The organism is Sphingomonas morindae (assembly GCF_023822065.1).
Lineage (GTDB): Bacteria > Pseudomonadota > Alphaproteobacteria > Sphingomonadales > Sphingomonadaceae > Solisphingomonas > Solisphingomonas morindae.
The window spans coordinates 3,342,298-3,366,293 of the sequence record NZ_CP084930.1; the positions used below are offsets into that span (position 1 = coordinate 3,342,298).

A 23,996-nucleotide genomic window follows, 5' to 3' on the forward strand; every position below is an offset into this window, starting at 1 on the left:
CTAAGCCTTTCAGGTGAGGACAGGATCATGGCCGAGCGGCACGAACTCAAGGGCAGCACCCATCCGGCGCCACGCGGCATGCGGCCCGTGGGCAAGGTGGCCGGCGACGAGAAAATCACCGTCAGCCTCTATCTCAAGCCCCGGAGCGACGCCGCGCCGGCGGGCGACGGAGTGGCGCCGCGCGCGGCGATCCGCCAAGCGCGCGAGGCCGCGCATGCCGAGGATTGCGCGGCGATCCGCGCATTCGCCGCCGAGGCCGGTCTCGCGGTGGTGGAGGAAAGCGCGGCACGGCGCCTCGTTAAGCTGAGCGGCCCGGCGGCCGCGCTGGAACAGGCCTTCGGCACCGAGCTTCGCTGCTATGAGGGCGACGGGCAATCGGTGCGCGGGCGCGAGGGCCCGCTGCACCTGCCTGCGTCGCTCGCCGATCGCGTGATCGCGGTGCTCGGGCTCGATACCACGCCGGCGGCAACCCCCAAGATCGTCCCGCATCGCGGGCCCACGCCGCCCTCCGGCTTTCTGCCGAGCGAGGTCGCCAGCCTGTACGGCTTCGCCGGAGCCGAGGCCAAGGGGCGGTGCATCGCGCTGATCGAGCTGGGCGGCGGCTTCACCCAGGCCGATAACGAAGCCGCCTTCCGCGCCATGGGGCTTGCGCCGCCGGAGATCGTCGCGGTCGGGGTCGATGGCGGAACCAATGCTCCGGGCGACGGGAGCGGCGCCGATGGCGAGGTGGCGCTGGACATTCAGGTCGCGGGCGCGGTCGCGCCGGGCGCGCGCATCGCCGTCTATTTCGCGCCGAACACCAGCCAGGGCTTTGTCGACGCGATCAGCCAGGCCGTGCATGACGAGCAGAACAAGCCCGACGTGCTGTCGATCAGCTGGGGGTCGCCCGAGGATGGCTGGAGCGGACAGGCGATCGCAGCCATGTCCGCCGCCTTCAAGGATGCGGTCAGCCTCGGCGTGACGGTGACGGCGGCCTCGGGCGATTCGCTCGCCACCGACGGCGAGACGGACGGCCAGCCCCATGTCGATTATCCCGCCTCGGATCCGAGCGTGCTCGGCTGTGGCGGCACGCGGATCACCGCCTCGGGCGATGCGATCGGCGAGGAAGTGGTGTGGAAGAGCAATGGCGGCGGCACCGGCGGCGGCGTGAGCACGCTGTTCGCGCGGCCCGATTATCAGTCCGGCGTCACCATTCCCGCGCCGGCTTCGGCCAAGGGCGGGCGCGGCGTGCCCGATGTCGCCGGCAATGCCGATCCCGATAGCGGCTATCGCATCGTAACGGGCGGACAGACCGGCATCATCGGCGGCACCAGCGCGGTGGCGCCGCTCTGGGCCGGCATCGTCGCCGTGCTCAAGGCGCGGAGCGGCCGCGCGCTCGGCCAGCCCCATGCCCGGCTCTATGCCAGTCCGGACGCGCTGCGCGACATTGTGCGCGGCGACAACAAGTCCGGCGCGATCGGCTATGCCGCCGGGCCCGGCTGGGATGCCTGCACCGGCCTCGGATCGCCCGACGGCGCGAAGCTCGCCAGCCTGTTCGGGGGCGATGCCGCTTCGGCCCGTCCGGGCCCCGCGGCGCGCGCCGCGCTGCTGACGGTGACCGGCCTCGATGGCAGCGCGATGCTGATCGACCCGGCTTCGATCTTCCGCATCCGCGCCTCGATCCCCAGCGAGGGGCCGACCGCGACGCGGATCGAGTATGGCGCGGGCTATCTCTTCACCCCCGAAGCGATCGACGCGCTGCTCGCCCGCATCGGAGCGGCGGCGCATTTCGTGCCGCTGACGACACGCGCGGGCACGCCCGTCTATCTCAACGCGGCGGCGATCTCGTCGGTCCGTCCGGCGCTGCCGGCCAATGGCCCGGGCACGGAGATCATCATCGCCGGCCAGTATCAGCATGTCACCGAGAGCGTGGCCGCCGTGCAGGCGCTGCTCGCCTGACCGCGCGATCCGCGATGCACCCCGCCTCCCTCCTCGCCGTCATCAGCGTCTTCGCGCTCGTGCTCAGCGGTCTCAACTGGCTCCTCTTCGTGCTGATCACCTTCCTCTACGACCTGCCCGCGCTGGCCAGGGCGACCGCGCGGGCCGACGAGGAGGGCGTGGCGGCGCCGCGCGGGCTGGCCGAGGGCGCCCGGCTCCTGGAGGGCGCGGGCGTGCTGGCCGGCGCCTTCCGCCGCGCGGGAGCCGGCCCGACGGCCGCCGCCATGTCGCTGCTCTGTCTTGTGCTTGCGGCGGTGGCCGCGGGCATTGCGAAATTCTGACGCCGCCGCCGATCTCGCCCGTGCGTGTGGAGACTTATCGCCGGGGCGCAGCGCCGCGCGGATAAACCCTGATTGCGGAGCGGCCCCGACTAAGCCAGACTGCGCAAGGCAGCGCGCGTTAGAGGCGCAAGGGAGAGACGATGCGACCAAAATTGAGCGTTACGCGCGGCCCCGCCTTCCTCCTGCTGCTCCTTGCCGCGCTGGCGCTCATCCCGACGCACCGTGCCTCGGCGGCCCCGGTCGAGGCGGGAGCGCCCTTCCTCATCGAGCGCGAGGGTCGCACCATCGCGGTGGAGCCCTATGGCCCCAACATCGTCCGCATCACGCTCAGCACCCGCCGCGCCGACGCGCTCGGCGCGCCTGGCTACGGCTTCACCGGCCGTCCCTCCGCCAGCGGCTGGAGCCAGGCGACGGACGCGAACGGCTATACGGTGCTGCGCTCGGACCGGATGGTGGTGCGCCTCGCCCCGGAGGCGCTCTCGCGTCCCGAGCCGATGCCGCTCGATCCGCTCAACCAGGCGCTGCGCAACACCTATTTCGGCGGCCCGCCGAGCCCCGGCCGCTTCACCGACATGCTCGCCATCGAGACCGCCGCGGGCAAGCCCTTGCTGACGATGCACCGCTGGTCGATGATCGCCAACGCCGCCGCCAACCCCGCCGCTAACCCCGCCGCCGGCGGCGCGGCGCCGGCGGGCGATGCCGGCTATCGCGTCGCCGCCACCTTCGATGCGCCCGCCGACGAGCATGTTTTCGGCCTCGGCCAGCACCAGGCGGGGCTGCTCGATCTGCGCGGGCATCAGATCCATTGCTGGCACGATTATGGCGCCATCGGCGGCGAGACGGTGTGCGTGCCCTTCGTGGTCTCGACGCGCGGCTATGGGCTGATCTGGGACAATCCATCCAAGACCACGGTCGATCTGGCGATCAACCAGCAGAGCCAATGGTCGTCTGACATTGGCGAGCGCGTCTCCTTCTTCGTCATCGCCGGCGCGCGCAGCGACGAGATCTACCAGGGCTATCGCCAGCTCACCGGCGCCACGCCGCTGCTCCCGCGCGGCGGCTATGGCTATATCCAGAGCAAGGCGATCTACCCCACCCAGGATCAAGCGCTGGCCGTGGCCAAGGGCTATCGCGACCGCGCGCTGCCGCTCGACACGCTGGTGGTCGATTTTCTGAACGCCACCCGCCAGGGCGAGCTGGATCTCGATCCCGCCCGCTGGCCCGATCCGGCGGGGATGAACCGGACGCTCCACGCCATGGGGGTGCGCTCGATGCTGAGCGTGTGGCCGCATTTCGCGCCCGGCACGCGCTATTACGACATGCTGCTCCAGAAGGGCTGGCTGATCCGCGACGTGAACGGCGTGCCCGATCATGGCGGCTACAAGCCGGACGCCATCGGCCCCAATATCGACACCACCAACCCCGACGCGGCGCGCTGGTGGTGGGAGGCGATCCGGGATCGCTACATCAAGCCCTATGGCTTCGACGACATCTGGCTCGACGAGACCGAGCCCGACATCGATCCCGCGAACGATATCTTCTCCATCGGATCCGGCAAACGCTATTACAATGTCTATCCGCTGTTCCACACGGCGTCCGTCTATGAGGGCAATCGCCGCGACTTTGGCGACAGCCGCCGCATCATGATCCTGGCGCGCGCCGCCTATCTGGGCGCGCAGCGCAATGGCACCGTCTTCTGGTCGAGCGACATCGTTTCCAACTGGGATATGCTCAAGCGCTCGATCCCGGCCGGTCTCAACTTCTCGGCGAGCGGCATGCCCTATTGGGATACCGATATCGCCGGCTTCTTCTCCCCCTCGCTGCCCGCCACCTACCGCCCCGAGCATCCGCCGCTCATCGATCCCTCGGACGTGCGCGACAATGTTGGCCGCTTCACCGACTATCCCGAGCTGTTCGTGCGCTGGTTCGAGTGGGGCAGCTTCCAGCCGATCATGCGCGCCCATGGCGAGCGGATGCACAATGAAGTCTGGTCCTATGGCAAGCAGGCGGAGCCCATCCTCTCGTCCTATCTGCGGCTGCGCTACCGGCTGCTGCCCTATATCTATTCGCTCGGCTACCGCACCTATCAGAGCGGCGCGCCGATCATGCGCGCGCTGTTCATGGATTTTCCGGAGGATCCGAATGCGCTCGACCTGAAGGACGAATATATGTTCGGACCGGCCTTTCTGGTGGCGCCGGTGGTGGAACAGGGCGCGACCAGCCGCAAAGTATATCTGCCCGCCGGGGCCGACTGGTATGATTACTGGACGAACAGGCGCTTCTCGGGCGGCCAGTGGATCGAGGCGGCGGCGCCGATCGAGACCATCCCGCTGTTCGTCCGCGCGGGCTCGATCGTGCCGCTGGGCTCGGCGATCACCGGCGCGAGCAAGGACCAGGTGATCGAAACGCTCCGGGTCTATCCGGGCGCCGACGCGGCCTTCACCCTCTTCTCCGACGACGGCACCTCCTACCGCTATGAACATGGGGCCGGATCGGTCACCACGGTGCAATGGGACGATCGCGCGCAAAAGCTGCGCTATTCGGGCACGCTGCGCCAGCCCAAGCAGCCCAAGGTCGAGGTGGTAAGCCACTGAGCCGGCGGCGCGCCGGCGTGCCGCTTCAGGCGAGCGCGTCGGCGTCCGTCGACACGCGGCGCGCGCGCGCATCCTCGCGATAGCGTTCGATCCAGGCCAGGCTTTCCGCGTTCGACAGCTTGGCCAGCGCGGGCGCGACGACGCGGGCTTCGGGAAAGCCCAGGAAATCGAGCACGACGCGCATCACCTCCTCGTAGCGTTCGGACAGGATCTCGTACCAGATCGTCAGCGCCGGAACCCGGTGCCGCCTGAGATAGCCGTCCCATTGCCGCTCGTAGCGCAGGCAGAGCCGCCGCAGCCGGTCGATCTCGGCGAAATCATAGGCGATGCGCGCCTCGGCGTCGGGCGTGCCCGCCGGCGCCGCCACGCGCCGATGCCACACGCGCGATCGCGAGGCGCGATAGAGCGACACCGCCTGCGCCACCTTGTCGCGGCGCCGCAGCCACAGGCAGCGCGCCGGGCCGAGCAGCGCCAGCCGATAGTCCTCCCGATCGCCCGCCCCCGCACCGGCGGCGGCATGGCTGGCGACCACCATCCGCTCGAACACGGGCAGCTGGTGCCAGTGGATCTTGAAGCCGGCGATGCCGTTCGCCGTGGTCGCGGCCGCGATGGCGCGATCGAGATAGTCGACATCGTCGGCCGCCCCCAGCGCCGCCTTGTAGCGGGCATCGACCTGTGGGCGATCGTCGAACCGCTCGATCGGGCGCCCCACGACGCCGGTGCGGCCAAGGCCGTCGCACAGCAGCGTGCTGCCGGTGCGCGGGCTGGCGCAGACGAAATAGCTGGCGCGCGGGCGCGGCGGCGCCGCCGCCACCTCAGTCGCCCCCCTTCACGGTCACGCCCGAGACGAGATCGCTGCCGGGTGCCTTGCGCAGCGCCAGCGCGACCTGGGGCACGCTTTCCGCCGCCGCGCGCGACTGGCCGATGGTGACGCCGAACACGCGATGCGCCTCGTCATCGACCATGAAGGAGAGCGGCAGCGGATCATAGCTCGCTTCGTCATGCGATCCGTTCCAGCGGCGCGGAGGCCCATAGGCGCGGATCATCGCGGCGAGCGGCGTGCCGATCCCGAAGCCGCGCGCGGCGAAATCGGGCACCAGCCCGGTGCCGGCGGTGAGCGCCATGCCCGCCACCTTGCCCTGCCGATAGGCGATGACCAATTCGCTGTGGCGCAGCGCCGCCGCCTTGACCGGCCTGCGCGCGAGCGCCGCGTCGAGATGGCGCGGGAAGAGATAGGCGGCGGCGCCGCCATCGGCGCTGCGATAGTCCGGCGCGCCGAGCGCGGTCTGCACCGCCGCCGCGCTCATCCCGAGCGCGACCGGCCCGATCCGCCGGCAGGCCTCCGGCAGGCTCTGCGCGCCGGGCGCGAGCGCCGCCGCGCATGAGGGCGCCGGCTGCGCCGCGACGGGGACGGCCGCCATCAGCAGCAGCGGCACCAGGAGAGCGACCCTCTTCATCCTTCCTCCGGAAGCTGATCGAACCAACGGATCAGGCCGGGCTCAGTGGCCCGGCTTGAAGCCTTCCTCCTTGCCATAGGCCTGGATGAAGCTGTCCCGCTGCGCGCCCGTCAGCGCGCTCCAATGATCGTCGGCCCCAAGGCCCGAACTGGCGGTGATGTCGCCGATCATCCGCTGCGTGGGGTTCTCGCTCGGTGGCGACCAGGTGCTGATCAGATCCGACAGCGTGGCGTTGCCGCCATAGCTGCTCGAATTGTTGATCCGGTTCATATTGTCCTCGGCCGCCTTAAAGCCGTCATCGGGATTGGCGAAAATCGCGAAGCCCTTGTCGCCGCCGATCGCGCCGTGATTGTCGGCGAAGCTGCCGGAGCGGATGTTGAGCGGGTTATTGTCCCGATTGGGATGGGTGCCGGTCTTGGTCGTGTCGCCATCCGGCCCGTGATAGGTGACGGTGTTGCCATTGGCGTCGGCCGAGGTCGGCTTGCTGCCGCCGGTGCCGCCACTGCTGCCGAAGCTCCCGCTCGAGCCATCGCCGCCGCTCGAGCCCCAGCTGCCCGAGCCGAGACCGCCACTCGATCCGCCGCTGCCGCCGATCGAGCCGCCGCTGCCGCCGATCGAGCCGCCGCTGCCGCCCGAGCCGCCACCGGAGCCACCGCCCGAGCCATAGCCGCCCGAACCGCCGCCGGAGCCGCCACCCGAGCCATAGCCGCCCGAGCCACCACCGGAGCCACCGCCCGACCCAAAGCCGCCGGAACCGCCGCCCGAGCCGAAGCCGCCCGAGCCGCCGCCGCCGCCATCCTCGACCGGGCTGATTTCCTCATCGGGCTGCGCTGAAGGGATCGTCTGATACGAACGCGAAACAACCGCATCGGCCATACGTACCTCCCACAAGAGTGAGACATCGTCACTATCTGGCAAGCACCGCCTAACAGCATCGGACACACTCGAGAAATAGTCTGCGATGGAATGAGCCTGAGTGCCGGTGAAAGCTATTGCGGGAGCATGGCCTTATTAGAATATCGAAGACGGGCTTTTCTTTTGTTGCGAGGCGTGACCATGGCCGAGTCGGATTTTCTTGAGGCCGGCGGCGGCGCGGCGCCGGCGCCCGGAGAAGAGCTTGCGGGCCTGCGCGACTGGATCCGCACCCATTGCCTCATCTCCGGCAAGGACGAGCCCCTGCGCGATTCGCGCGGGCGGCCGCAGGGCTGGGCCTTCGATCTGCGGATCGCGTTGCTCGAGCCCTGGATCGCGGTGCGGATCGCCGAGCATTTCTGGGACGCCACGGCCGATCTCGGCGCGTTCCAGCCGGCCGCGGTGGAGCTTGCCGGCGTGTCGCTGCTCGGCGCGATCCTCGCGGTCGGGCGCGCGCGCGGCCGCGAGGTCGGCGGCCTCATCGTCCGCCGCGAGCGCAAGACGCATGGCCGCGCCCGCGCGATCGAGGGCCGCGTCGCCGGGCTTCCCGTCGTCCTGATCGACGACATGCTCAACAGCGGCGGCACGCTGCTGCGCGCGGCGGTCACGCTTCAGGAGGAAGGCGTGGCGCTGGCCGGGCTGTTCACCGTGCTCGATTTCGGATCGCCGCTCGGCCGCGCCCAGGTGGAAGCGCTGGGGTTCCGGGCCACCTCCATGTTCCGGCTCGAGGAATTCGGCCTGGATATCGCCGTTCCGGATCGCACCCCGCCCGCCGCCGCGCCGCTTGCGGTGCGCTGGCGCTTCATGCCCGGCGAGCGGCGCTTCACCCATGTCGCCCGCAAGAGCGCGCCGGTGGTCGCGGGCGATCTGGTGCTGCACGCCAGCGAGGATGGCTGGCTGCACGCGATCGAAACCGGCAATGGCGCGATCCGCTGGGGCGTGGAGCTGAGCCGCCACAGCCGCAAGGGCATATGGTCGACGCCGCTGGTCGCCGATGGCCATGTCTTTGTCGGCAGCTATGATGGCGCGCTGCTCAAGCTGCGGCTGGCGGACGGCGCCACCGTCTGGCGGTTCGACGGTGCCGAATGGATCGGCTCCTCGCCCTGCCTCGATGCGGCCGCGGGCGCGATCTATATCGGGCTCGAATGGGGCCATGAGGGTGGCCGCGGCGCGATCGCCCGGATCGATGCCGCGACCGGCGCGCTCGTCTGGGCGTGCGAGGTGCCGGCGACCGTCCACGCCTCGCCGGCGCTGCTCGCCGGCGGCGACATCGTCTGCGGCGCCAATGACGGGCTGGTCCGACGGATCGGCGCCGATGGCGCGCTGCGCTGGGCGGCCGCGGCGGATGGCGAGATCAAGGGCGGCGTCGCGATCGCGGAGGATGGCGGCACGCTGTTCGTAGCCGCCGGCGACGGCGTGACGGCGCTGGCGGCGGAAAGCGGCGCCCGACGCTGGCGGCTGCCGCTACGCGGTTTCGCCTTCGGCGCGCCGGTCCCGCGTGATGGCCACCTCGCCATCACCGCCACCGACGGCATGGTCCGCGTCGTCACCCAGGCCGAGGGCAGGCTTGTCGCGGAACGCAGCCTGCGCGGCAAGATCTTCGCCAGCCCGGTCTTCGTGGCGGGCGATCTGGTGATCGGCGCCGCCAATGGCCGGCTCGCGCGGCTGAGCTGGCCCATGCTCGCGCCGATCGAGACGCATCAGTTCGCCGAGCGCATCGTCTCCGAGATCGGCGCCGATGCCACGACGCTGTTCGTGCCGACCTATGACGGTCAATTGTTCGCGGTGGAGCGGCGCTGACGCTCACTCGATCATGTGGAGCGGCATGGCCCGGCGCGCCTCGGCGCCGCGCCGGGCGAGCACCCGCGCCGCCTTCTCCTCGCGATAGCGCTCCGCCCATTCGGCCGAGCGCGCGCCCGACAGACGGTTGAGCCCGGGCGGATGGATCACCGCATCGGGGAGCCCGAGATGATCGAACACGCCGCGCATCGTCGTTTCATAAGCAGCGACGAAATCCTCGTACCACAGCACCAGCGCGCCGATGCCATGCGTGCGGAGATAGCGCGACCAGGACTGGTCGTAGCGGAAGCAGGCATGGACCAGCCGGTCGATCGCGCCGAAGTCATAGGGCACCTCGTCATCCTCGGTGCGGCGCGGCTTGGCGGCGGGATGATGCCAGACATGCGAGCGCGAGGCGCGGTAAAGCGACACCGCCTGCGCCACCTTGTCGCGCCGCCGCTGCCACAGCCAGCATACCGGCCCGAACAGGCTCCGCTGATAGGCGTCGAAGGTCAGATCGGGGGTGTCGCGGAGGCGCGCGGCATGGCCGGCGCGGAGGATCCGCTCCAGCGTGCCCAGCTGATGCCAATGCACCTTGAGGCCGCGCATGCCGTTGGCGCCCTGCGCGCGCCGCAGCACTTCGGCGAGATAGCCGCTATCGTCGTCGGCGGCGATGCCGAGCTGCGCCTTGTAAGCCTGGTCCACCTCGGCGCGATCATCGAAATTCTCGCGCGGAAAACCGGCCAGCCCGCTGCGGATCAGCCCGTTGCACAGCAGCGTGCTGCCCGTGCGGGGGCTGGCGCAGATGACATAGGTGCGGGGCGCCGGCGCCTCGCTCATGACGCGCGCAGCGCCGCGAGACAGGCATCGCGCGCCGGGGCCAGCGCCGGATCGCTGACGCGATGCAGCGCCGCCTGCGTATCGTGCGTGAAGCGGCGGACCTGGTCCCCGCTCGGCTCGATCGCGCGATCATGGCACACATCGGCGGCCCGCACGCCCTGGCCGAAGGTGCGCAGCACACCCGCCGGATTGCGCGCGATCGCTTCGCTGAGCGCGCCGTCCAGCGCCTCGCTGTCGCCGGCGTCGCTGCCCCGGCGGAGCCGCGCGGCAAGCGCGAGCCAGCGCGCGTCGCCGCTGCCGATGCGGCTGAGCGTGGCGTCCCATTGATGCCGGGCGGCCAGCGTGCGCACCGCTTCGGCGGGGCCGCGCTGGTCGATCGTGCGCGCGATCGCGTCGGGGCTGGGCGCCTCGGCCGCCCGCACGGCCCCGGCCGCCGCCGGCACGCAGAGCGTCAGGCCGATGATAAGCGCTGCTCGCATAGTCTGAACCTCCAGTTCGTGGTTCGTCATGAATTGGGAGCTAACGAGGTCATGGTAAGAAATTCGCCGATGAGCGGCAAGCCGGGCCGGATCGTGATAAATTCTGGAGTAGATTTACCTCGGGAGAAGGTGGAATCCTCCAGAATATCGACGCTCAACAAGGGTCTTCCATTTCGGGGCCGTATTTTCTGACCATATTGTAATCTTTTCGACTCGCCCGCATCGCGGAACGCCTCGCCGCTGTCACCTATCCAGCCATTCGCGAAGTCGGCACGTCTGTATCCGCAAGTTCACTACCTTTCATCGACTCGATTCGGAGGTAATTGTGGCGAGCGCTTCAGTCTTCACATCACCCTCTTCAGTCCCGGCGGTCCGCTCGGACGAAGAAATCAGTCCCGTCGAGGATGGCGGCGGCGGTGGCGGCTCCGGCGGCTATGGCGGTTCGGGTGGCTATGGCGGATCGGGCGGTGGCTCGGGCGGCTATGGTGGATCGGGCGGCGGGTCCGGCGGCTATGGCGGATCGGGCGGCGGCTCCGGCGGCGGATCAGGCGGCGGCTCCGGTGGCGTAGGATCGGGCGGTTCCGGTGGCTCCGGCGGCTCGGCCGGCGGTTCCGGCGGTGGCCTGGGCGATGGCAATAGCGGCAGCGGCTATGGCTCGGGGTCCTACGGCAGCGGCAGCAGCTTCGCGAGTTCGGGCGGCACCCCCAGTTCGGGCGGAACGCCGAACACGCCGCAACATCCCTCCACCGGCGACACCAGCCATCCCTATGGCAACGACGCCCAGCACTATGAATATAGCCAGTCCACCGGTCAGCTGAAGCTGGTCGACGACACGACGGGGCAAAGCACCGTGGTGGGCACCGGCTATGCCGGCAAGGATAGCGGAATCAACAATCCCGATGCGCAGGGCCAATCAAATGTCGGCCCAATCCCGCAGGGCACCTATTCGATCGGCCAGGCCGCCGATGGCGGGCATCTCGGCGCCGAACATATGAGCCTGACACCCCAGGCCGGCACCGACATGCAGGGCCGGTCCGGCTTCTACATGCACGGCGACAATTCGGCCGGCAATTTCACCGCGTCCAATGGCTGCATCATCATGGATCGCGCGGTGCGGGATTCGGTCTCCTCCTCGGGCGTCACGACGCTGACCGTCACACACTGAGGCGAAGCAGGCGCCATCTCCGCCCGGCTGGCGATCGCCGGCACGGGCGGGGATGGACGGCCCGAACCATCGGGGGCGCATGGATCAAATCGTCGGTGATCCGCCGGTCGGCGCGCGCCGCCCGGTGTTCCAGAGCGGCGCCCTGTGGGCGCTTGCCCGCGTCGCGCGCTACCATCGCCGCGCCGCCGATCCCGCCGTGCTGGCGCACGAGCTGGCGGTGGGCCGCCGTCCCGCCGCCGGTCGCGATATCGTGCGTGGCGCGCGGCTGCTGGGGCTGCGCGCGCGCGTGCTGAACGGCCAGACGGCGGCGCGGCTCGAGGCGGCGCCGCGTCCGCTCGTCATCGGCCTGCGCAACGGCCGCTACGGCGTGCTGCGGCGGATCCGCGGCGAGGATGCGCTGGCGCTGCCCGGCGGCGGCGGCCCGAAGCGGATCGGCAGCGCCGCGCTCGCCGAGATCTGGTCGGGCGAGATGATCCTGATCGCGCCCGAACGCGAACCGCTGGAGCCGGGCGATCGGGTGGACTGGCGTTGGTTCGGCGGAACGGTATGGCGCTATCGCAGGCCGCTGGCGCAGGTGCTCGTCGCCTCGCTGTTCGTCCAGCTGTTCGCGCTGGTCACGCCCCTCTTCTTCCAGATCATCATCGACAAGGTGCTGGTCCACAAGGCGTATGACACGCTCATGTTGGTCGGCGGCGCGCTCGTGGTGATCAATGTCTTCGATGTGCTGCTGCAATGGCTGCGCAGCTATGTGCTGACGCACACGTCGAGCCGCATCGATGTGGAGCTTGGCAGCCAGCTCTACCGCAAGCTGCTGCGGCTGCCGCTCGGCTATTTCGAACAGCGGCCGACCGGGCAGACGGTGGCGCGGGTGCGCGAGATCGAGAATATCCGGAGCTTCCTCACCGGCCAGGGCCTGACCTCGCTGATCGACTGCCTCTTCACCATCATCTTCCTCGCCGTGCTCTTCCTCTATTCGGTGAAGCTCGGGATCATCGTGACGGTGATGGTGCCGGCCTATATGCTGGTGGTGATGCTGATCCGGCCCTGGCTGCGGCGGCGCGTCAACGAGCGCTTCAACCGCAGCGCCGAGAGCCAGCAATTCCTGGTGGAATCGATCGTCGGCGCGGCCACGCTCAAGGCGGCGGCGGTGGAGCCCTTCGCCGCGCAGCAATGGGAGGAGCGGCTGGCCCTTTATGTCGGCGCGGCCTTCCGCACCCAGATGCTCGGCACCACCGGGCAGATGCTGATCCAGTATCTCACCAAGCTCTCGACCGTGCTGATCCTCTTCTTCGGCGCGCAGGAGGTGATCGAAGGACGGCTGACGGTCGGCGGCCTGATCGCGTTCAACATGATCGCCAACCAGATGACCGCGCCGGTCCTGCGACTGGCCAATCTCTGGCAGGATTTCCAGCAGGTGCAGGTCTCGGTCGAGCGGCTGGGCGATATTCTGAACACGCCGGCCGAGCCCGAGGGCGGCACCGCCGGCCAGACGCCGCCGCCGCTCAAGGGCGCGATCGCATTTCGCGGCGTCACCTTTCGCTACGCGCCCGAGACCAAGCCCGTGCTGCGCGACATCGATCTTGCGATCGCGCCCGGCGAGGTGATCGGCGTGGTGGGCCCCTCGGGCTCGGGCAAGTCCACGCTCGCCAAGCTCATCCAGCGCCTCTACCTGCCCGAGGCGGGGCAGATCCGGCTCGATGGGCGCCCCGCCGAGGATGTCCACACCGCCTGGCTGCGGCGCCAGATCGGCGTGGTGCTGCAGGAGAATCTGCTCTTCAACCGCACGGTGCACGAGAATATCGCGCTCGCCGCGCCAAAGATGCCGCGCGCCAAGGTGATCGCGATGGCACGGCTGGCGGGCGCCGACGAATTCATCCGCGCGCTGCCGGAGGGCTATGACACGCGCATCGTCGAGCGCGGGGCCAATCTTTCGGGCGGCCAGCGCCAGCGCCTCGCCATCGCCCGGGCGCTCGCGCGCGATCCCCGCATCCTCATCTTCGACGAGGCGACCAGCGCGCTCGACTTCGAGACCGAGGCGATCATCCAGGCCAATATGAAGCAGATCGTGGCCGGTCGCACGGTCATCATCGTCGCCCATCGGCTGGCGGCGGTGCGCGACTGCGATCGCATCATCGGCCTGCGCGACGGCCGCATCGTCGAAAGCGGAAGCCATGCCGAGCTGCTCGCGGCGGGCGGGCTCTATGCCGGGCTGTGGGCGTTGCAGGTGCAGGGGGCGGCGGCGTGAGGCTGACCGATCCGGCGCTGCGCGCGCGGCAGCGGCGCGCGCGCGACGTGCGGCTCGATCGCGAATTCCTCGCCCCCGCGCAGGAGATCCTCGCCTCCCCGGCCTCGCCGCTCGGCCATGTCGTGGCGGGCGCGATCTGCGCGCTGTTCGCGATCGCGCTCCTCATCGCCGCCCTCACCCATATCGACATCTACGCCGTGGCTTCGGGTCGCATCCAGCCGCTGGGCCGCAGCAAGGTGATCCAGCCGCTCGATACCGGCCGGGTGGTGGCGGTGCACGTCGCCAATGGCAGCGCGGTGCGGCGCGGCCAGCTGCTCGTCGAACTCGATCGCACCGAACCCTCCGCCAATGTCGTCGCCGCGCGCGACCAGCTCGCCGCGCTCACCGCCGAGATCGCGCGGCGCCGGATCGAGATCGCGGCGGTGGCCGCGGGCCGGCCGACGCCGATCCCGCGCTTGCCGGCCGCCGGGCTCGATCCCGCGCACCGGGCGGATCAGCAGGCGGTGCTGGCGGGCGATCTGGCCACCCTCGCCGCCACGCTCGCCGGGCTGCGCGCGCGGATCGCCGAGAATGACGCGCAGCAGCGCGCCGCGACGCTCGCCGCCGGCGCCTCGCACGGCGTGATCGGCACGCTGCGGCAGCGCGTGGCGATGCGGCAGTCGCTGCTCGCCCAAGGTTGGGAATCGCGCGCCAATGTGATGGACGCCTCGGAGGATCTGCTCAAGGAACAGTCGGTGCTGGCGCAGGCGCAGGGCGCGCTGCTGCAATCGCGCGCGGCGCGCGGGACGCTGGAGAGCCAGATCCGCGAGACCACCGCCAAATTCATCGACGATGATGTGCAGGCGCTGAGCACGGCGCGCGAGAAGCAGGCGCAGGTGGCGCAGCAGCTCGTCAAGGCGGCCGCGTCCGAGCGCCACACGCGGATCGTCGCGCCGCTCGATGGCACGGTGCAGGAACTCGATGTCACCACGCTCGGCCAGGTGGTGAGCACCGGCCAGCAGCTGATGACGGTGGTGCCCCGCCACGCCCCGCTCGAAATCGAGGCGATGGTCGCCAATCAGGATATCGGCTTTGTCGCGGTCGGCCAGCGCGCGGTGATCAAGCTCGATGCCTTTCCCTTCACCCGCTACGGGACCGTCGCGGGCGAGGTGACGCGCGTCTCCCGCGATGCGGTGGCGAGCAGCGAGGCGGTGCAGGAGACCGACGCCACCGCCCAGCCCATCCCCGCCCACGCCGCCGCCGCCTCGCCCGATCCCAAGACGCGCAACCTCGTCTTCCCGGTGACGGTGCGGCTCGATACCGACAGCATCGCGGTGGACGGCCGGCCGGTGCCGCTCAGCGCCGGGCTGAGCGCCACCGTGGAGATCCGCACCGGCGCGCGGCGGGTGCTGGAATATATCCTGTCGCCGCTGTTCGAGGTGTTCGCCAATGCCGGCCATGAGCGCTAGGGCCGCGATCCGCGCGGCGGTGCTGGCGCTGGCGCCGCTGCCGCTTGCCGCGCCCGCGCATGGCCAGGCGCTGCGCGACGCGCTGGCCGCCGCCTATCGCACCAGCCCCGATCTCGTCGCCGAACGGGCGCGGCTGCGCGAGACGGACGAGCGCGTGCCCCAGGCGCTGGCAAACACGCGGCCGGTGCTCCAGGCGTTCGGCAGCGGCGGGCTTTCGCACCAGAACACCAATCTGCCGGTCAACAGCGTCTCCAATGTCGCGGTCGGCAGCGAGGGCGGCACGCTCACCGTGCCGATCAACCTGTCCCGCCTCACCTATGGCGTCTCGATCTCGGAGCCGCTGTTTCGCGGCGGCCGCACCCGCGCGGAGCTGCGTGAGGCGCGCGATCTGGTCGCGGCCGGGCGCTGGCGTCTGCTCTCGGTAGAGGCGCGGGTGCTGCTGGACGCGGCCACCGACTATGCCGAGCTTGCACGCGCGCAGAGCCAGATGGCGCTGGTCGGCGATCGCGAGGCGACGCTCGCGGCGCAGCTGCGCCAGGCGACCGGCCGGTTCGCGGCGGGCGCGCTGGTGCGCACCGACCTGCTCGCGACCGACGCCGCGCACGATGAAGCGGTGGCCGCGGTGGCGACGGCGCGCGCGCAGCTGGCGGCGGCGCGGTCGGCCTTCGCGCGGGACATCGGCACCGCCCCGCCCGCGCGGGCGACGCTCGAGGAGGTGCCGCCCCCGCCCCCGCCCAGCCTTGCCGACGCGCAGGAGCTGGCGATCGCCCGCAATCCGCAAATATTGAGCGCGCAGAAGCTGGTCGAGGCGAGCCGCCAGCGGGTGCGCGACGTGTTCGGGGAAGGCCTCCCCAATGTCGCGCTCCAGGGCGTGGCGCAGCACGAGGATGGCGTCGATTTCCGCGGCGAGCATGCCGATAGCCAGGCGCTCCTCGTGTCGGTGCGGGTGCCGATCTATACCGGCGGCGTGCTCTCGTCGCGCGTGCGCGCGGCGCGCGACGAGGTGGAGGTGCAGGCGGCGACGCTGGATCGCCTCCACGCCGAGATCCGCGCCTTTGTCGAGAGCAGCTGGGAAGCCTATGCGGCCGCGCGCGAAGCGGTGCGCCTCTATGCGCGCGAGGCCGCCACCGATCGGCTCGCGCTCACCGGCGTGCGCGCCCAGGCCGCCGGCGGCGAGCGGACGCAGCAGGACGTGCTCGCGGCACAGGATCTCGTCGTGGTCGCCGAGGCGCATCGGCTGGCGGCCGAGCGCGACGCGCTGGTCGCCGCCTATACGCTGCTCGCCGCGACCGGCGGCCTCAGCGCCACGCGGCTGGCGCTCGACGTTCCCCGCTATGATCCCGAAATCGCCTATCGCCGCGTCCATTACGGGCCGGGACGGTGACGGCGCCCGGACAGGAGCGACGCCTGATGAGAAAACGTCCCCTTCTCGGCCTTTTCCTGATGCTCGCGGCAGCGCCGCTGCCGGCGGCCGCCGGGCTGCGGCTGGTGCGTCCGTCCGCCGCCGATCCCGGCGTCATCCGCTTCGATGATCCCAATGTCGTGATCGCCGAGGGCGCGGCCGATCGCGGCGCGCCGCTGCTCGTCTTCCTCCCCGGCACCGATGGACGGCCGCAAAATGTGGTGCCGCTGCTGCGCGTCGCGGCGGCGCAGGGCTATCGTGTGATCGGCCTCAGCTATGATGATGTCCCCGCGGTCGAGCAGCGCTGTCCGGGGGATCCCGATCCGGGCTGCGCCGCCCGCTTCCGCGCCGCGCGGCTGTTCGGCGCGCCGGGTGGCCCCGTCGCCAATCCGCCCGCCGAGGCGATCGTGCCCCGGCTCACGGCGCTGCTGCGCCTGCTCGCGGCGGAGCGGCCCGATCAGGGATGGCAGGATTATCTCGACCCCGCCGGCGCGCCGCGCTGGCCGATGATCGCGCTTTCGGGCTTTTCGCAAGGGGCCGGCATGGCGGCTTTTCTCGCCAAGCGCGTGGCGGTCCGGCGGGTGGTGCTGTTCTCGAGTCCCTGGGACACGACCGGCCCGGAGCGCCGGCCCGCCCCCTGGCTCGCGACGCCGTCCGCCACGCCGCCCGATCGCTGGTGGGCCGAACGGCACCGGCGCGAGCGCACCACCACGCTGCTCCGCGCCGCCTATGCGACGCTCGGCATTCCCGAGCGGCAGATCCTGCTGATCGACACCGAACCCCGCGGGCCCGGGCGTGGGCCCAATCCCTATCACGGCTCCACCGTCGCCAATCCCGACAATGAAGACGCCTGGCGAATCCTGTTCGGCCGCGCCTCGCCCTCGTGACGCGCGCGCGCCGGCTCCCACCGGCCCAAGGCTTGACGCGCGGGGCCGATCGGCCTTTCGGCTGGTGCGGGCAGAGGAAGGATCGGAGCAGCGGATGAGCATGAACGAACGGTCGCTGCGCCTGGAGGCGCGCAGCCTGGCCTCGCCCGTCTCCATCAGCGCCGAGGCGCGCGCCGCGCTGGAGCGGCTGATCGGGCCCGACGGCGTTCCGCTCAATGCGCTTTTCACCCTGCCGGCGCATGACGACGTGGCCGGGTGGGAGGCGGTGAAAGGGGCGGCGGACGCCAATTACGCGCGCATGCTCGCGGCCGCGTCCCAAGCGCCCCGCGCGGCGGTGACGACGACGCGGTTCGCCGACGCGACGGTCCATGTCGCGACGCCGGACGCAGCCAGGGTGGCGGACGCGGTCTATCTGGACCTGCACGGCGGCGCGCTGGTGTTCGGCGGCGGCGCGGCCTGCCGGCACGGCGCGGGCGTCCAGGCCGATCAGCTCGGCATGACGGTCTGGAGCATAGATTACCGCCTGCCGCCCGCGCACCCCTATCCGGCGGCGCTCGATGATTGCCTCGCCGTCTATCGCAGCGCGCTCGCCGCGCATGCCGCGGACCGGATCGTCATCGGCGGCCGCTCGGCGGGGGGTAATCTCGCGGCGGCCATGCTGGTGCGCGCGCGGGACGAAGGCCTGCCGATGCCCGCCGGGCTGGCTTTGCTCTCGCCCGAGGTCGATCTGACCGAAAGCGGCGACAGCTTCGCCGTCAATGCCGGGGTCGATGCGATGCTGCCGGGATCGCTGATGGCGCCGAACAGGCTCTATGCCGGCGGCGCGGATCTGGCCCATCCCTATCTCTCCCCGCTTTTCGCCGATCTGGCAGGGTTTCCGCCGAGTCTCCTGCTGACGGGCACGCGCGACCTGTTCCTGTCGAACACCGTGCGCATGCACCGCCGGCTGCTGGCGGCACGTGTTCTGGCCGAGCTTCATGTGTTCGAGGCCATGCCCCATGGCGGCTTTGGCGGCGCCCCCGAGGATCGCGAAGCCGCCGCCGAGGTGACCCGCTTCGTCCATGCGCGGCTCGGCCGACAGGCGGGCTGATGCGCGGCGCCGCCGGGGCGGCAGTGGCCCTCTCAGGTCGCGACAGCGCCCAGATAGATTGCCGTCATGGCGAAGCCGTCGAGCAGCGCGTGCAGGATGATCCCCGCCCAAAGCGTGCGGCCCGCGAGGAGCCATGTCAGCCCCAGCGCGAGCCCGGTCGCGCCCGCGACGATCATCCCGCCGGCGCCCTGGTAGAAATGGAGCGCGCCGAAGATCAGCGCCTGCAGGACGAGCGCGGCCATGATCGCCGCGGTCGCTGATCCGCCGATCAGCCGTTGCAGCGCGTCCATGACAAAGCCTCTGAAGAGCAGCTCCTCGCCCAGCGCGGCGGTGCCGAGCGTGACGGGTAGCGCCCAGAACAGATATTCGCCGAGCCGGCCCCGGATCGGCGCGAAGGCCGCATAATCCGGCGCCGGAAGCCCCAGGCTCAGAATGACGGCGCGGGCGACCGGCGAGACCAGCATGACCATCGCCAAGCCCGCCGCGAGCGCGATCACCAAGCGGCGGCCGTCCGGGCGGCGCAGCCCGACGTCGGACCAGCCCCGCCCCTGCGCGCGCAGCATGCCGTGCGCCAGCCCGACAAGCGCCACCACGCGCGCGAGGAACAGCAGCTTGATCCAGGCACCGCCGGAGACGGCGTCGGCCGGGGTCACGGCCGGGAGGAGGAGCGCCGCCGCGACCAGGAAAAGGGCGAGCTGGATGGCGATCGAGGCCCGCGTCCCCCGCGCTTGTCCTGATGGCATCACGATCCGATCGACCCTCCCCGTCCCCGCGCAAGCGCAGCCCGACGCTGTGTTATCGGATTGATACACCTGTGGCTAGCGCGAAAGACGAGGGTCCGCCCTATCGCGGCAGGTCAGGCCGCGAGCTGGCGCGCCGCCTCCCGCGCCGAGGCGATCGCGGTGTTCCGCACTTCGGGCAGGTTGAGCCCTTCGGCCACAATTGTTTCGATCTCGGTCACGCCGATAAAGCCGAGCAGCGTGCGCAACAGCGCCTCGGCATGTTCGAGTCCCGCAAGCGGCGTTCCGGCGGCATAGACACCCCCACGCGCCACCGCGAGGATGACCCGCTTGCCGCCGACCAGCCCGATGGGACCGGTGTCGCCCTTGCGGAAGGTCGTCCCCGGCACGATCAGCCGATCGACCCACGCCTTGAGCGCCGAGGGAATGGTGAAATTATACATCGGCACGCCGATCACGATGATGTCGGCGGCGAGGAATTCGGCGAGGATCGCGTCGCTGGTCGCGCGCTGCGACTGCTGCGCCTCGTCGAGCGCGGGCGCCGCCTGCGCCAGCGGATGCGCCGATGGCGCGGTCGCCGCCGTCAGATGCGGCAGGGCGTCGGCGGCCAGATCGCGGTAGGTCACGTCCTGCGCGCCGGCGGCGACGAGCCGCTCGACGACCAGCGCGGAAAGCTCGCGCGAGACGGAGTGCGCGCCGGTGATGCTGCTGTCGATGTGAAGGAGTTTCATGGGACCAGTTCCGATTATTGCCTCGGTTATGCTATGTGCCTGCCCAGGATGCCCCGCAAGAACGCACAAATTTGATACCGAAGGCACATGGATGTGACCGAGATTGCCGCCGACCGCCCCTCGGGGCGCCACGACATGCGCTCCTGCCTCAAGGTCACGCAGGTGCTTAGCCGCATCGGCGACAAATGGACGGTGCTGATCATCATCCTGCTGCAAGAGCGCGGCTACCGCTTCAACGAGCTGAAGCGCGGGATCGACGGCATCTCGCAGCGCATGCTCACCCTGACCCTGCGCAATATGGAGCGCGACGGCCTGGTGACGCGCACCGTGACTCCCTCGATCCCGCCGCGCGTCGACTATGAGCTGACCGACGTCGGCCGCTCGCTCGCGGGCCCCGTCAAGCAGCTGGGCGACTGGGCGTTCGAGCATCTCGAACGGATCGGTGCGGCTCAGGCCATGTTCGACGCCAAGACAACCGACTATTGAAGGCGTCGGTGCGAAGGCGTCGGCGTTCCGGGCGGCGCGGGGCCTGCCCGGAACGGACCGATGCACGCCAAGGCGCGCGGCCCGGCGCGGCCGGGGGCCGATCGGCCTAGCTGGTCGCGCGATAGGCCTCCGGTATGACGAAGACCTCGTCGGCGCGGCCATAGCCGCCATCCGGCACCTCCTCGATTAGCACCATCGTGTGCGGCCGCGCCGCTTCGCTCAGATATTCGACGAGAAGATCGGTCATGCGGTGGATGATCTCGGCCTTCTGCGCGGTGGACAGCGCGGCCTGCGGAACCTTGATGTTGACAAAAGGCATGGTCGTTCTCCGGAACAATCGGCGGAGCGAAGCCCGCTCAGCCCTCGCGCGCCTTGGCCGCGAATTCGTTGACCTGACGGAGCGTCTCGTCGAAGCGCCCTTCGGCCTCGGCGCGGCGAAGAAAGCCGACCCGCTCCACCAATATTTCAGGCGGAGTCGGGACGTGCGACAGCAGCGCCATCACCTCGTCGGCGAAGGCGTCGAGCGGCTGGTAGCCGGGGCGGGTCTCCTGGCCGGGGGTGAGCCCCGTCTGCACCGCCGGCGGGGCAAGCTCGATCACCTCGACGCGGCCGCGCAGGGCCTCGCGCAGCGCGATGGTGTAGGAGTGGATCGCCGCCTTGGTGGCATTGTAAGTGGGCGTGACCAGCAGCGGCACGAAGGCCAGCCCGGAAGTCACGTTGATCACGGCGGCATGGGGCTGCTGCACGAGATGATCGATCAGCGCGTTGGTCAGCCGGATCGGGCCGAGCAAATTGGTGGCGATCGTCGCTTCCGCGTCGGCCAGATCCCGCGCGCGATCCAGCGCCTCGAAGCGCATGATCCCGGCATTGTTGACGAGTATGTTGACGCTCGGATGCTCGGCCAGCAGCCGTCGCGCGAAATCGGTGACGCCGTCCGCGCTTTCGACGTCCAGCTCGAGCGCGTGCATGTTGGCGCGCCCGGCAATGGCCTTTTCCAGCGCGTCGCGGCGCCGTCCCGCCACGATGAGCGTGTTGCCCGCATCGTGGAGCCGGTGCGCGAGCGCCTCGCCAATGCCCGAGCCGCCGCCGGTGATGAGGATCGTGTTTCCGCTTGTCTTCATGGGTCTGCTCCCGCTTGGAGCCGCTGATCTAAAGCGTTAGGCTCGAACAGAAAGAAGGCACCGGAAATATCCATAGTTACCGGAAGGAAAGTGACCCGTGTCGAGCCTGCCGTTCAGCGATGCCACCATCCGCAAGACGCGCCGCATCGCCGAGACACCGCCGCCGGACGATTGCGATCCCAAGGTGGAGGCCTTGGTCAACGAGCTGATCGGCCGGGTGGCGGACAAATGGACCATGATCATCCTCGAGGTGCTGGCCGAACATGGCGAGCTGCGCTTCACCCAGCTCGCGCGGCTGGTGCGCGGGGTCAGTCAGAAGATGCTGACGCAGACGCTGCGCCAGATGGAGCGCGACGGCATGGTGACGCGCACCGTGCATCCCGTGGTGCCGCCACGGGTCGAGTACCGGCTGACCGATCTCGGTGCGAGCCTGGGCGCCGCCTTTTGCGGTGTCTGGCTATGGGCGGAGGATAATCTCGCGCGTGTCGAAGCCGCGCGGACACGGTTCGACAGCCGGTAAGACCCCTGCCGGCCCGATCGACCTGCGGCCTCGTCGATCTGCGCGCCAGCGGCTCAGCCCGCTTCCTCGACCAGCCAGTCGCGGAGCGCCACGATCGTCGGTTCGTCCGCATCCTGGGGTCGGCAGACGACATGATAGGCGAGCGGACAGGCGAGTTCGGGGCCGAACGGACACACCAGCCGCCCCTCGCGCAGATCGTCCGCCACCAAGGTCGTCCGCCCCATGGCGACACCATCGCCCGCGATCGCCATGCGATAGGCGGCGGCGGAGTCGTTGATCCGTAGCCCCTGCCCGCTGGCCGCAGGATCCAGACCGGCGGCTTCGTACCATGTGCGCCAGCTGGGAAAGGCGGGTGTCGCCGCCATCGACGTGTCATGGATCAAGGCGTGCTGCTTGAGATCCTCCGGTCTCCGCAAGCCGTGCGGACCCGAGACAAGCGCCGGGCTGCACACGGGAAAGAAGGCATCGCGCGCGAATGGAACGGCGACGAGCCCCGGCCAGGATCCCGCGCCGTAGCGGATGCCGACATCGACAGCGCGGGCCGTGAAATCGACCAGCGCCGTGCTGGTGTCGATCTGGAGCGCGCACTCGGCATGGCGCCGGTAGAAACGGGCGAGCCGCGGCAGCAGCCATTTGTCCGCGAACGCCATCGGCACGGTGACCGAAAGCGCCGGACGCATCCGCGCGCCCCGCAGCCGGTCCATCGCCGCCGCGAGGGAGGCAAAGCCTGCCCGTAGGTCGGCCATCGCCGCTGTCGCCGCCTCGGTCGCCACGAGCCGCGCCGGCCCCGCCTGGGCGCGGTGGAACAGCGCGACGCCGAGCGTCTCCTCCAGCCGCCGCACGAGCTGGCCTATCGCCGCCGGGGTGACGTTCAGCTCCTTGGCGGCGAGCGCGAAGCTCTGGTGCCGCGCGGCGGCTTCGACCGCGCGTAACGCATTGAGATGATCGGGCGCGCGCATCCGCTAAACACTATCTATTCCGGCGGCCGAGATCATCCCATTTGTGCGCGCGCCACGCCCCCGCCATATCGCGCTCACGGAACGCGCGCTCCGACGATCCCCCTCACGGTACGTCAGGAGAAAGACAATGAAGCTCAACGGCCAGATCGCCCTCGTCACGGGCGGGACCTCCGGCATCGGCTTGGCCGCCGCCGATCTCTTCCGGCGCGAGGGCGCTCGGGTGATCGTGGTCGGCACGGACGCGGAGCGGCTCGCCGCGGCCGAGGCGCGGCTCGAAGGCGGCGGCTTCGCCATTGCCGCGAACCTGCGCCGCGCCGAAGACATTGATCGCGTGATGACGGCGGTACGCGCGCGCTACGGGAAGATCGACATTCTCTACGCCAATGCCGGCCTCGGCCGCGCCGCCCCGCTCGAGGCGGTGACCGAGGACCAGATCGACGAGCAGTTCGAGGTCAATTTTAAGGGCCTGTTCCTCACGATCCAGAAGGCGGTGCCGCTGATGGCGCGGGGCGGCGCGATCGTGCTCACCACCTCCTTCCTCAACAGCAAGGGCACGCCCGGTCTGTCGATCCTGTCGGCGACCAAGGCGGCGGTGCGCTCGCTCGCGCGGACGCTCGGCGCCGAGCTGGCCCCGCGCGGCATCCGCATCAACGCCGTCAGCCCCGGCCCGATCAGCACGCCCTTCGCCGGCAAGCTCGGGCTCAGCGAGCCGGAGCTGAAGGCCTTTGCGGACGGCGTGGCGGGCCAGGTGCCGCTCCAGCGCTTCGGCGAAGCGGACGAGATCGCGCGCGCCGCGCTGTTCCTCGCCAGTTCCGACAGCGGCTATGTGACCGGGACGGAAATCGTGGTCGATGGCGGGCTGTCGCAATTCTGAGGCGGGCCG

23 protein-coding genes are annotated in these 23,996 nt (G+C 70.3%); 13 read left to right on the plus strand and 10 right to left on the minus strand.

Annotated features, from left to right (window positions below; all coding sequences use genetic code 11):
* Positions 1-27 precede the first annotated feature (27 nt).
* From LHA26_RS16160 to LHA26_RS16170, 3 genes are all read left to right on the plus strand, one after another.
* Positions 28-1,938 (plus strand): S53 family peptidase, encoded by a 1,911-nt coding sequence (locus LHA26_RS16160; RefSeq protein WP_252166597.1) that lies wholly within the window; start codon positions 28-30, stop codon positions 1,936-1,938.
* A gap of 14 nt (positions 1,939-1,952) precedes the next feature.
* Positions 1,953-2,258, plus strand: a complete 306-nt coding sequence (locus LHA26_RS16165; RefSeq protein ID WP_252166598.1) for a hypothetical protein — start codon at positions 1,953-1,955, stop codon at positions 2,256-2,258.
* A gap of 140 nt (positions 2,259-2,398) precedes the next feature.
* Complete coding sequence (locus LHA26_RS16170; protein WP_252166599.1) at positions 2,399-4,852, plus strand: glycoside hydrolase family 31 protein; 2,454 nt, start codon at positions 2,399-2,401, stop codon at positions 4,850-4,852.
* A 25-nt stretch (positions 4,853-4,877) separates the two neighbouring features.
* Here the strand turns inward: LHA26_RS16170 and LHA26_RS16175 are convergent, their stop codons facing one another.
* The 3 genes from LHA26_RS16175 to LHA26_RS16185 are packed head-to-tail and all read right to left on the minus strand — an operon-like array spanning position 4,878 to position 7,185.
* Positions 4,878-5,666, minus strand: coding sequence for a Stf0 family sulfotransferase (locus tag LHA26_RS16175; protein WP_252166600.1), 789 nt, complete (start codon positions 5,664-5,666; stop codon positions 4,878-4,880).
* Between the two features lies 1 nt (position 5,667).
* The gene (locus LHA26_RS16180; protein ID WP_252166601.1) at positions 5,668-6,309 is read right to left on the minus strand and encodes a hypothetical protein; all 642 of its coding nucleotides are present in this window, start codon (positions 6,307-6,309) and stop codon (positions 5,668-5,670) included.
* Between the two features lie 42 nt (positions 6,310-6,351).
* Positions 6,352-7,185: a hypothetical protein gene (locus LHA26_RS16185; protein WP_252166602.1), complete on the minus strand. Its 834-nt coding sequence runs from the start codon at positions 7,183-7,185 to the stop codon at positions 6,352-6,354.
* Between the two features lie 180 nt (positions 7,186-7,365).
* Here LHA26_RS16185 and LHA26_RS16190 point away from each other — a divergent pair, with 180 nt between their 5' ends.
* Positions 7,366-9,021, plus strand: coding sequence for an outer membrane protein assembly factor BamB family protein (locus LHA26_RS16190; RefSeq protein ID WP_252166603.1), 1,656 nt, complete (start codon positions 7,366-7,368; stop codon positions 9,019-9,021).
* Between the two features lie 3 nt (positions 9,022-9,024).
* On the opposite strand, the gene LHA26_RS16195 is transcribed toward LHA26_RS16190, so the two are convergent.
* Complete coding sequence (locus LHA26_RS16195) at positions 9,025-9,840, minus strand: Stf0 family sulfotransferase (protein ID WP_252166604.1); 816 nt, start codon at positions 9,838-9,840, stop codon at positions 9,025-9,027.
* Positions 9,837-10,319: a hypothetical protein gene (locus LHA26_RS16200; RefSeq protein ID WP_252166605.1), complete on the minus strand. Its 483-nt coding sequence runs from the start codon at positions 10,317-10,319 to the stop codon at positions 9,837-9,839. The genes LHA26_RS16195 and LHA26_RS16200 overlap by 4 nt, the downstream gene beginning before the upstream one ends.
* 325 nt (positions 10,320-10,644) lie before the next feature.
* On the opposite strand from LHA26_RS16200, the gene LHA26_RS16205 reads away from it, so the two are divergent.
* The 6 genes from LHA26_RS16205 to LHA26_RS16230 all read left to right on the plus strand — a co-directional run bounded on the left by LHA26_RS16205 (position 10,645) and on the right by LHA26_RS16230 (position 18,556).
* Positions 10,645-11,484: a tlde1 domain-containing protein gene (locus LHA26_RS16205; protein ID WP_252166606.1), complete on the plus strand. Its 840-nt coding sequence runs from the start codon at positions 10,645-10,647 to the stop codon at positions 11,482-11,484.
* Between the two features lie 79 nt (positions 11,485-11,563).
* Complete coding sequence (locus LHA26_RS16210) at positions 11,564-13,729, plus strand: peptidase domain-containing ABC transporter (RefSeq protein ID WP_252166607.1); 2,166 nt, start codon at positions 11,564-11,566, stop codon at positions 13,727-13,729.
* Positions 13,726-15,177: an HlyD family type I secretion periplasmic adaptor subunit gene (locus tag LHA26_RS16215; RefSeq protein ID WP_252166608.1), complete on the plus strand. Its 1,452-nt coding sequence runs from the start codon at positions 13,726-13,728 to the stop codon at positions 15,175-15,177. Before LHA26_RS16210 ends, LHA26_RS16215 begins: the two co-directional genes overlap by 4 nt.
* Entirely contained in the window at positions 15,167-16,561 is a 1,395-nt protein-coding gene (locus LHA26_RS16220) for a TolC family protein (RefSeq protein ID WP_252166609.1), read from the plus strand. The genes LHA26_RS16215 and LHA26_RS16220 overlap by 11 nt, the downstream gene beginning before the upstream one ends.
* Before the next feature lie 26 nt (positions 16,562-16,587).
* Entirely contained in the window at positions 16,588-17,466 is an 879-nt protein-coding gene (locus LHA26_RS16225) for a BPSS1187 family protein (protein WP_252166610.1), read from the plus strand.
* A gap of 94 nt (positions 17,467-17,560) precedes the next feature.
* Complete coding sequence (locus LHA26_RS16230; protein WP_302898022.1) at positions 17,561-18,556, plus strand: alpha/beta hydrolase; 996 nt, start codon at positions 17,561-17,563, stop codon at positions 18,554-18,556.
* A gap of 32 nt (positions 18,557-18,588) precedes the next feature.
* Here LHA26_RS16230 and LHA26_RS16235 read toward each other — a convergent pair whose 3' ends face one another.
* Entirely contained in the window at positions 18,589-19,299 is a 711-nt protein-coding gene (locus LHA26_RS16235; RefSeq protein WP_252166611.1) for a CPBP family intramembrane glutamic endopeptidase, read from the minus strand.
* Positions 19,300-19,412: 113 nt separating this feature from the next.
* On the minus strand, positions 19,413-20,027 hold the full coding sequence (locus tag LHA26_RS16240; RefSeq protein WP_252166612.1) for an FMN-dependent NADH-azoreductase: 615 nt from the start codon (positions 20,025-20,027) through the stop codon (positions 19,413-19,415).
* Positions 20,028-20,114: 87 nt separating this feature from the next.
* On the opposite strand from LHA26_RS16240, the gene LHA26_RS16245 reads away from it, so the two are divergent.
* A complete protein-coding gene (locus tag LHA26_RS16245) occupies positions 20,115-20,513 on the plus strand; it encodes a winged helix-turn-helix transcriptional regulator (protein WP_252166613.1) in 399 nt (132 codons plus the stop codon).
* 106 nt (positions 20,514-20,619) lie between these two features.
* Here LHA26_RS16245 and LHA26_RS16250 read toward each other — a convergent pair whose 3' ends face one another.
* The gene (locus LHA26_RS16250; protein WP_252166614.1) at positions 20,620-20,832 is read right to left on the minus strand and encodes a tautomerase family protein; all 213 of its coding nucleotides are present in this window, start codon (positions 20,830-20,832) and stop codon (positions 20,620-20,622) included.
* A 37-nt stretch (positions 20,833-20,869) separates the two neighbouring features.
* Positions 20,870-21,634: an SDR family oxidoreductase gene (locus tag LHA26_RS16255; protein WP_252166615.1), complete on the minus strand. Its 765-nt coding sequence runs from the start codon at positions 21,632-21,634 to the stop codon at positions 20,870-20,872.
* A gap of 145 nt (positions 21,635-21,779) precedes the next feature.
* Here LHA26_RS16255 and LHA26_RS16260 point away from each other — a divergent pair, with 145 nt between their 5' ends.
* Positions 21,780-22,154 carry a winged helix-turn-helix transcriptional regulator gene (locus LHA26_RS16260; RefSeq protein WP_252168426.1) on the plus strand — a complete coding sequence of 125 codons (375 nt, stop codon included), beginning with the start codon at positions 21,780-21,782 and terminating at the stop codon, positions 22,152-22,154.
* 53 nt (positions 22,155-22,207) lie between these two features.
* On the opposite strand, the gene LHA26_RS16265 is transcribed toward LHA26_RS16260, so the two are convergent.
* Positions 22,208-23,113, minus strand: coding sequence for a LysR substrate-binding domain-containing protein (locus LHA26_RS16265; RefSeq protein ID WP_252166616.1), 906 nt, complete (start codon positions 23,111-23,113; stop codon positions 22,208-22,210).
* A gap of 127 nt (positions 23,114-23,240) precedes the next feature.
* On the opposite strand from LHA26_RS16265, the gene LHA26_RS16270 reads away from it, so the two are divergent.
* Entirely contained in the window at positions 23,241-23,987 is a 747-nt protein-coding gene (locus LHA26_RS16270) for an SDR family oxidoreductase (RefSeq protein WP_252166617.1), read from the plus strand.
* Positions 23,988-23,996: the final 9 nt, after the last annotated feature.